The following is an 8,834-nucleotide window of genomic DNA, read 5'->3' as shown; positions in this document are numbered from 1 at the left end:
GCTAAAAAAGAAGTAGCAAAGCCAGTTGTACAAGGTGAAAAATTACCAAATACAGCATCAAATAATGTAGTAATGATGGGATTAAGTGCATGTCTTGTAGCGGTAGGTACATTATTTGGTTTGAATCGTTGCAATAAGATTAAAGCGTAAATAAAATATTTTCCTATAAAGAATGGGATAATTTCATATATTAAAAATGGTAGGTTACTCCTACCATTTTTGGCATGGAGGAATGAAGAATGAAGTTACTCAATTATATCGGTATCATATTGATGGCTATAGGGCTATTCATGGGATCCTATTATGCTGTGGAATGGTATAAAGGAAGAAGCTCTGCCGGGCAATTAACTGCAGAAGAAATAAAGAGTCTTAAAAATATACAAGATACTCAACTTTCTCGTGAAACACCTGTAACTTCTCAAGTGCCTTCTTCTCAAACAGAACATAAAGAAGGAGAAAAGGTAGCGATGTTACAAATACCGAAAATCAAAAAGAAGTTTTCTATATATTGGGGAGCAGATGATGCAACGCTGAAAAAAGGGGTTGGAATGTTCGTTAGTGATGTAACGACAACTCCATCTGGAGGGGGACATACTGTACTAAGTGGACATCGAGATACTGTATTTACAGATTTAGGAGAGTTGAAAGAAAAGGATACCCTTGTTTTAGAGTATGATAATAAAACGTACACATATGAAATTCAAAAGACATGGATTACTCATGCGGATGATCGTACTGTTATTATAAAAAAAGAAGAACCGATATTAACACTGACAACTTGTTACCCATTTAATTATATAGGGAATGCACCAGATAGATATATTATCGAGGCGAAGTTAACTGGCAGTCATTCAAAGTGAAATTATAGTTTCTGAAAGCGGGAGGGGGATATATAAATTATGTCAAAAAATATTTTAATTGTTGAAGATGAAGACATATTACGTGAAATATTAAAAGATTATTTTTTAAGTGAGCAATATGTAGTGTTTGAAGCGAGGGACGGGAAAGAGGCTTTAGTTGTATTTGAAGAGGAAGAGGTTGATTTAGTTATTTTAGATATTATGTTGCCAGAACTTGATGGATGGTCTGTTTGCCGAAGAATTCGAAAGACGTCCGAGGTGCCTATTATTATGCTGACGGCGCGCGTAGATGAAGACGATACGTTACTCGGTTTTGAACTTGGGGCAGATGACTATGTGACGAAGCCGTATAGTCCGCCAATTTTATTAGCAAGAGCGAAACGATTATTAGAAAGTAGAAAAGCATCGAAGAAACCTTTAGAGAACGAAGATGATACGTTATCGATTCATGGCATCCATGTCCATTTTCCGTCGCGTACTGTTACTGTTGATGAGGCAGATGTTAGTTTAACGCATACGGAGTTTGAAATATTGGTGTATTTCATGAAAAATCAAGGAATCGTTTTAACGCGAGAGCAACTCATTTCAAGAATTTGGGGATATGAATTTGCTGGTGATGATCGAACGGTTAATAGTCATATTCGTAATTTAAGAAATAAATTAGGAGAGAAAGCAAAGTACATTACAACTGTAGTACGCACAGGTTATAAATTTGAGGGCAATGTATGAGGAATGGAATTGTACTAAAATTATTTACTCTTACAACAGCATTGTGCATGTTGATTTTAGCGACGATATTTATTGGACAAACGATATTTTTTAAACAATATTATGCGAATCGAAAAGTGGAAGATATTAAAGTGAATTTAAATTCCTTTGGGAAGAACTATTTAAATCATGCAGGAAATGCAGAAGAAATTCAGAAACTAGAGCAAGACTTTTTAAGAGAAAATAATACGTGGATTACGACATTAGATAAGAACGGGAATTTAAAACATGCAGATGATTTTTATTTTGAAGTAACGATAGATCGTAGGCAACAAAAGAGCTTTGGACAACAAATATTCAAAATTCCCTTAGGTAATCTCGTCAATATAGAGGAGATTGATAATAAATTATCAGAGCATTTTTTAGGGCAAGAAATTTATTTTTCTGGAGTGAGAAAAGAAGATAGTTTTATTCCATTCTCTTTTTCTTTATCTAAACAGAATTTAAGCGGATCTAATAAACCGCTAGAAAAAGCATTTAATGAGAAAATGAGAAAATTATATGAGGAGAAAAAGAAAGCAACCGGGGAACAAGTTGTTAAGGAGAAGAGGCCAGCCGTTCAGGAGCAAGCTGCCCCAGAACCAGATGTTTACATAGGAGGGCGTGTTACGAAAGTACAGTTTCCAGATGTAAAAGGCCCCGTAAATCCAATTTATAAAAATACTTTATTTTTGGATAGTATAAAAGAATTTCAAACGGATGTATTACTAAAAGAGAGTAATCAAATAGAGTATTCAACAAAGACAATGGACTATGAAAAGAATGATATAAAATATAAATTATTAATGAAACCAATAAAAGAAAAAGATGGATCAGTAACATATATTTATGCGATGGCTTCTTTACAGCCCGTAGATGAAGCTGTACAAATGGTGCAAGATTATTACATCTATATCATTGCATTTGTAGTCGTTCTTATTTTTTTAGCTTCGTTTTATTATTCAAAACAAATTGCAAAACCATTATTAAAAATAAATGATACGACGAAGAAAATAGCACAATTAGATTTTACAGAAAAAATACCGATTACTTCAAAAGATGAAATTGGAGATTTATCGAAAAATATTAATGTGCTATCAAATAAACTCCATTCGCATATTGGGCAGTTAGAAGAAGATATTGAAAAGGAAAGAAAGTTAGAAAAGACGCGAAAAGAATTCATTTCTGGTGTTTCACATGAATTAAAAACACCGCTAAGTATTATGAAAAGCTGTATTTCTATTTTAAAAGACGGGGTAGCTGAGCATAAAAAGGATTATTATTTTCAGGCGATGGAGAGAGAAGTAGACAAAATGGATACGTTAATTTTGGATATGCTTGAGTTAGCTAAATTTGAATCTGGTACATATAAAATGAAAAAAGATTCGTTTTATATTGATACAGTAATTGAAGGTATATGTGAACATCTATCTGTGGAAATAGAGAAAAAAGAACTTCATATTCATAAAAATATAAGTTCATTTGAAGTGATTGCAAATCAAGGCCGGATTGAACAAGTCATCGTGAACTTCATTACGAATGCTATACGATATACACCAAATAAAGAGGATATTATTATTTCTACAATAGATGAGAAGAATCGTATAAAAGTGTGCATTGAAAATAAAGGTACTCATATTGAAGAAGAGCAATTAGATAAAATTTGGGATCGTTTTTATCGCGTGGATACAGCTCGTCAGCGTTCACAAGGTGGGACGGGGCTTGGGCTTGCTATTTCAAAGAATATTTTAGAACTACATGATGCTGAATATGGGGCAGAAAATACAGAAGATGGTGTATTATTTTATTTCTATTTACCGAAAAAAGCGTAGACAATATGATCTATGCTTTTTTAATTTATTTTCATATTATCTTTACCTAATCTTTATTTTTAATCAGTATAATTTGTTTAGAAAATGAGGTTATGTAAGGAGTCGATGAACCGTGCATAGCAATTGGCTAAGTATAATGGTATTTATTTTCTTTTGCGCATTTATTGTATTTTTAATTGATATTACGATATGAAAAAAGAGCGCTCATTAAGCGCCCTTTTTTTGTGTATTCATTTGATAAGCACTGATGCTTTTGAATAATCGTGGTGAAGTGATAAATAAAAATATAAGTAAAACGGTACATAAAATAAAAGAACCAAGCATTGTACTTCCATTTACGATTAATGAATATAACACAGCTGATTGACCTTTCGGCGCATATTGTCCCCAGAAAATAATGCCGGCAATAAAGTGGCAGAAATAGCGAGCAAAGCTACCGATAAATGTAGCAAGGATAATATAAGCAAGGACTTTCTTACCCTGATTTTGTTTTGATGAAGGTTTGTCTTTACGGTTACCTAAATTTGATTGTTCTAAGCTATTTTCATTGGATGTTAAAAGTGCTTTTTGAATTGGACGATAGAATAAGCCAGCAAATCCGATAAAAGCAAAGGCAATGAAGTACTCAATGAATGCTTGAACAGGTGTTAAAATATAAGCATCTCCCACGACAATTTGTAATAGTCCCCAAACTAAACCGCCTAAGAAAGCTGATTTAAAGCCCCAGCGGTAAGCAATAATAAAAATAGGAATCATAGCGAATGAGATAGAACCGCCTGTTGGAAGTTTAAGTGATAATGGTAAAATATCGATAATCATGGCGAAGGCTGCAAGAATAGCAGATTCGATCATCGCTTGTAAATTGGTGTTACGCATGTTGTCTCCCCCTAAATCCAAGTTGTACAAAAAAGAATAGATATCATAGGAGGATACGAAATACGTAAATAAAAATGAGGTATGTATTTCGGACGTTTGCACAATCCCTGCGTTAGCATTAACTAACAGGTTCGAAGGGTCGGAACGAAGTGTTCCCTCTCAGCGGCATGGCTCCCCCAGTGATAACGAGATTCTTTATTTGCTATTGTTTATTGTAAGCGAAATGGATGAGAATGGCAAACAAATGCTGTATGACAATAATTGAAATAGAATTGTAGCGAAATGTTAATAAATATGAAGCAAAAGGGTATAGTACAAGAGAAATTGGGTGTGGTATAATTTTTTTGAAAATAATTATCATTCTCTTCTGAGGGGGAAGGTTATGAGCTTAGTAGATATTAAAATTGGAGAGAAAGTGTTAGTAAAAAGTATTCAGTCTTTAGATCAGCTATTAAAGCGTAGACTAGCTGCTTTCGGTCTTGCGGAAGGAAGCGAACTTCGCTTGAAACAGAAAGCGATGTTCAAAGGTCCTTGTACATTGGAGTGTCGTGGACAGTTAATTAGTATTCGTCATTGTGACGCGAAAATGATAAAGGTGGAATTAGCGTGAATAAGGTAGCTTTGCTAGGGAATCCGAATACAGGGAAGACATCATTATTTAATGCACTTACTGGTTCTTATGAATACGTAGGAAACTGGAGCGGTGTAACAGTAGAAAAAAAGGTTGGTAAATTAAAAGATAGACAAGGAACATTAATTGATTTACCAGGTGTTTATGATTTAAATCCAGTTTCACGTGATGAAGGTGTTGTAACAAACTTTCTATTAACAGAAGAATTTAATCATATGTTAAATATCGTAGATTCCTCGCAGTTTGAAAGAAATATGCATTTAACGTTGCAGTTACTTGAATTTGGTAAGCCAGTCTCAATTGGTTTAAACATGGTTGATGTGGCGAAGCAAAGAGGAATTGTCATTGATGTAAAACGATTATCAGAGCTATTAGGTGTAACAGTCGTTCCTGTTGTTGCAAGAAGTGGAAAAGGCTGTGAAGAACTGCTTACGACTCTTAAAGAAAATGACAAAAAAGAGAAAAAGCCATTCCTTATTTCATATGGTGTACAAATGGATGAAGGAATTGGAGAAGTAATTGCTCTTTTAGAGACAGCGAATTACGAGCATCCGAGATGGTTAGGACTTCAATTTTTAAGCAATAACGAAGTAGTAGAAAAAGAAATGAAAGCATTACCAATTTATAAGGAACTCATAGCCATTCGATCTCGCTTAGAAGGAAGACTTGATTGTACGTTAGAAGAGCACATTTACAAAACTCGTGAAGCGTATATTGAAAAGTTAAAAACAAATGTTATGAAGCATGAGAAAGAAGGAAAAATTCCTTTTTCAGAAAAAATTGATAGATTAATTACACATAAAATTTTAGGACTTCCAATCTTTTTAGCAGTTATGTTTTTTATTTTTCAGGTTACGTTTACGTGGATTGGTACACCTTTATCGGATATGTTAGATGAGTTTTTTGGTGGCCAGCTTACGGATTGGGTGACGGCTGGACTTACAAGTATTGGAGCTTCTGATTTTATTCAAGCACTAGTTACAGAAGGTATTATTGCCGGTGTTGGTGCTGTATTAGTATTCGTACCACAAATCTTTGCACTATTCTTTTTTATTTCATTATTAGAAGACTCAGGGTATATGGCGCGAATTGCAGTTGTTATGGATAGAATTATGGAGTTTTTCGGCTTAAACGGAAAAGCTTTTATTCCGATGATTATCGGTTTTGGATGTAACGTTCCAGGTATCATGGCTGCGAGAACGATTGAACAGGAAAAAGAACGTTTACTTACCATTTTAGTAACACCATTTATGTCTTGTTCAGCACGATTACCTGTATATGCATTATTTGCGGGCGTATTTTTCCCGCATAGTCAGGCGACTGTTGTATTTTCTTTATATGTTGCAGGGATTGTTCTTGCGTTATTAGTTACAAAAATTATGTCTCTTACAATTTTGAAAGCGGAAAAGTCTATTTTCGTAATTGAATTACCGCCTTACCGTGTGCCACAAGCAAAAACATTATGGCTAAGCACGTGGGAGAAAGGAAAGGGATTTGTTCGTAAAGCTGGTACATTCATCTTTGGTGGTTCGGTTGTTATTTGGTTATTAAACTATGCAGGTCCATCAGGATTCGGCGTTGATATGGGAGATAGCTACTTAGCGATGATTGGTGGATTTATCGCACCATTATTTGCACCACTCGGCTTCGGAACGTGGCAAGCTGCAGCATCCCTTTTAACAGGATTTTTAGCGAAGGAAGTTGTCGTTTCTACAATGGCAATTATTTATGCAGTTAAAGAAGATGTGCTTGGAAATGTAATGGGAGCACATTATACAGCATTATCAGCTTATGCATTTATGTTCTTTATTTTATTATATGTTCCGTGTTTAGCGACGGTAGCTGTTATTAAACGTGAAACAGGATCAGCGAAGTGGACGATTTTCTCAGTCGTTTATCCACTCGTAGTTGCTTATGTATTAACGCTCATTATATACCAAGTTGGATCCTTACTCGGATTCTAGAAGGAGATGTATTGTGATGATGGTCAATATTATAATTGGAGCTATCATTTTTGGTTATGCAGCATATACGTTAGTTAATTTTGTAAAGAGAAGTAAAAAAGGAAAATGCGCGGCATGTTCTTTAAATAAGTCATGTCAGTCGCAAACTTGTAGCCCGGATATGGAGCAAATTGCTCATAATAAATAGAAAAAAGCTTTGCGAATTTCGCAAAGCTTTTTTGTTTTACTTTTTAATTTTTACAAGTTGAGAAGCTTCTACGCCTTTGTAACCAGGGAATTCTTTACTTGGGTCTTTATCAAATTTTAATACACCTACAGATTTTTCATCACCTTTTACATTGCTGTAAGTTGCGTCATCGACAATCGCATACATATCTGTATATGCACGACCACTTCCGATAATTGTGTTGCCTTCATATTTTAATTTTGCCCCATCAAGTGCAGCATTTTCTACTTTTTCTTTTGCAAATAATACACCTTGTTCTGTTGTTACAGCTGGTAATTTATCAAGTGGTTTCGTGTTGTCTTTTTCATCAACCTTGCTAAGTAACTCTTTTTTCACTAGTTCTTCACCAGTTTTCTTATCCATTACAAGAACTTTTTTACCATCTAATGTTGTCATTTTCATTTTATAGAAGTCTTTTTCTTTCACTTCTTTTTTGTTTTTATCTGTAATTTGCTGAACTTGTTCTTCTGATCCGTACAGTACAAAGCCGTTCGCTTTTTCTCCTAATAAAGAACAACCTGATAATGCTCCAAGTGAAATAGCTGCTGCTAATCCGATTCCTACTAATTTTTTCATGATGATTTCTCCTTTTATATGTTTTATAGTAAATACAATTTTTGTATCGTTGCTTACATGCGAAGAAGCTTGTTTGTTGCTTCTGATATTAGTGTATAAGAAATATCGGAATGCAACTATCGAGTTAGCTTACAGTAACATTACACTTATGTAATTTAGTGAAATTGCACAAAAGTAAGTTAATTTCAAAGAGGGATAATGAGAATATATTAGAAATACAATATTGTATATAGAATGTCATATTATAATGGATGTATTTTGGAAATAACATGTAAGGACATATTAGTTTTGTTATAATAAACACATAGGCTGTAAAATGAATATTCTTTACTGTAAAGGGAGATTTTTCAGTTTTCCAAGTAGTGAATTTGAAATATGAGGTATATCATAGGAGGAATTTAGATGTCTGTATTTAAACGATTAAGAGATTTAACAATGTCAAATGTGTATTCGTTAATTGAAAAAGCGGAAGATCCAGTTAAGATGACTGATCAATATTTACGCGATATGCAAGCCGATGTACAAGAGGCTGAGAAAAGTGTAGCAGCTCAAATCGCACTTGAGAAGAAATTCAAAATATTATTTGAAGAGCAAGAAGCACTTGTGAAAAAACGTGAAGAGCAGGCTCATATGGCTGTTCAAGCTAATAACTTAGATCTTGCGCGTCGTGCATTAGAAGAAAAACAAAATGCAGAGCAAAAAATGAATGAGTATAAAGCAAGCTACGAGCAAAATAAAACTGCTGCTGATAACCTGCGCCTAAAGCTAGAAGAAATGCGTAAGCAATTAACAGAGCTGAAAAATAAACGTGAAACACTTGTAGCACGTGTAAATGCTGCGAAAGCACAAAAGAATATTAATCAGGCGATGTCTGGATTTGATTCAAATTCAGCAAAAGCTGGTTTAAGCCGTATGGAAGAGAAAGCCCTTCAATTAGAGGCTGAAGCGGAAGCAAGCGGTGAAGTTTATAAGAAAGAAAAATCATTAGATGATGAATTCGCAAGCTTAAACAAAAATTCTGCTGTTGACGATGAATTAGCTCGTATTATGAAGCAGTATGAGAAATAATATAGAATAAAGACAAATGAACCGACATGTCTAAATATATTCATGTCGGTTTTC

10 protein-coding genes and 1 riboswitch are annotated in these 8,834 nt (G+C 34.2%); of the genes, 8 read left to right on the top strand and 2 right to left on the bottom strand.

Annotated features, from left to right (window positions below; all coding sequences use genetic code 11):
• From MR107_RS16250 to MR107_RS16235, 4 genes are all read left to right on the top strand, one after another.
• On the top strand, window positions 1-150 hold a 150-nt coding region (locus MR107_RS16250), incomplete at its 5' end, for an LPXTG cell wall anchor domain-containing protein (RefSeq protein ID WP_242292521.1).
• An 89-nt stretch (window positions 151-239) separates the two neighbouring features.
• The gene (locus MR107_RS16245) at window positions 240-860 is read left to right on the top strand and encodes a class D sortase (protein ID WP_048538819.1); all 621 of its coding nucleotides are present in this window, start codon (window positions 240-242) and stop codon (window positions 858-860) included.
• 39 nt (window positions 861-899) lie between these two features.
• A complete protein-coding gene (locus tag MR107_RS16240; RefSeq protein WP_000041848.1) occupies window positions 900-1,589 on the top strand; it encodes a response regulator transcription factor in 690 nt (229 codons plus the stop codon).
• A complete protein-coding gene (locus MR107_RS16235) occupies window positions 1,586-3,439 on the top strand; it encodes a sensor histidine kinase (protein ID WP_086692040.1) in 1,854 nt (617 codons plus the stop codon). The genes MR107_RS16240 and MR107_RS16235 overlap by 4 nt, the downstream gene beginning before the upstream one ends.
• Window positions 3,440-3,646: 207 nt before the next feature.
• Here MR107_RS16235 and thiT read toward each other — a convergent pair whose 3' ends face one another.
• A complete protein-coding gene (gene thiT, locus MR107_RS16230) occupies window positions 3,647-4,315 on the bottom strand; it encodes an energy-coupled thiamine transporter ThiT (protein ID WP_001246588.1) in 669 nt (222 codons plus the stop codon).
• Window positions 4,316-4,401: 86 nt separating this feature from the next.
• Window positions 4,402-4,503: riboswitch (TPP riboswitch) on the bottom strand.
• A gap of 194 nt (window positions 4,504-4,697) precedes the next feature.
• On the opposite strand from thiT, the gene MR107_RS16225 reads away from it, so the two are divergent.
• From MR107_RS16225 to MR107_RS16215, 3 genes are read left to right on the top strand one after another with little or no spacing between them, the layout of a single operon-like run.
• Window positions 4,698-4,925 carry a FeoA family protein gene (locus MR107_RS16225; RefSeq protein WP_000060512.1) on the top strand — a complete coding sequence of 76 codons (228 nt, stop codon included), beginning with the start codon at window positions 4,698-4,700 and terminating at the stop codon, window positions 4,923-4,925.
• Window positions 4,922-6,910 carry a ferrous iron transport protein B gene (gene feoB / locus MR107_RS16220; protein ID WP_166694796.1) on the top strand — a complete coding sequence of 663 codons (1,989 nt, stop codon included), beginning with the start codon at window positions 4,922-4,924 and terminating at the stop codon, window positions 6,908-6,910. Before MR107_RS16225 ends, feoB begins: the two co-directional genes overlap by 4 nt.
• 16 nt (window positions 6,911-6,926) lie before the next feature.
• Window positions 6,927-7,097 carry a FeoB-associated Cys-rich membrane protein gene (locus MR107_RS16215; RefSeq protein WP_000989598.1) on the top strand — a complete coding sequence of 57 codons (171 nt, stop codon included), beginning with the start codon at window positions 6,927-6,929 and terminating at the stop codon, window positions 7,095-7,097.
• A 36-nt stretch (window positions 7,098-7,133) separates the two neighbouring features.
• Here the strand turns inward: MR107_RS16215 and MR107_RS16210 are convergent, their stop codons facing one another.
• Window positions 7,134-7,712: a lipoprotein BA_5634 family protein gene (locus MR107_RS16210; RefSeq protein ID WP_000737501.1), complete on the bottom strand. Its 579-nt coding sequence runs from the start codon at window positions 7,710-7,712 to the stop codon at window positions 7,134-7,136.
• Between the two features lie 402 nt (window positions 7,713-8,114).
• Here MR107_RS16210 and MR107_RS16205 point away from each other — a divergent pair, with 402 nt between their 5' ends.
• A complete protein-coding gene (locus tag MR107_RS16205) occupies window positions 8,115-8,780 on the top strand; it encodes a PspA/IM30 family protein (RefSeq protein ID WP_025687310.1) in 666 nt (221 codons plus the stop codon).
• The last annotated feature ends 54 nt before the right edge of the window (window positions 8,781-8,834 follow it).

This window comes from Bacillus cereus group sp. BfR-BA-01441 (assembly GCF_022663075.1).
Lineage (GTDB): Bacteria > Bacillota > Bacilli > Bacillales > Bacillaceae_G > Bacillus_A > Bacillus_A cereus.
This window is presented reverse-complemented; position numbering and strand designations above follow the sequence as displayed.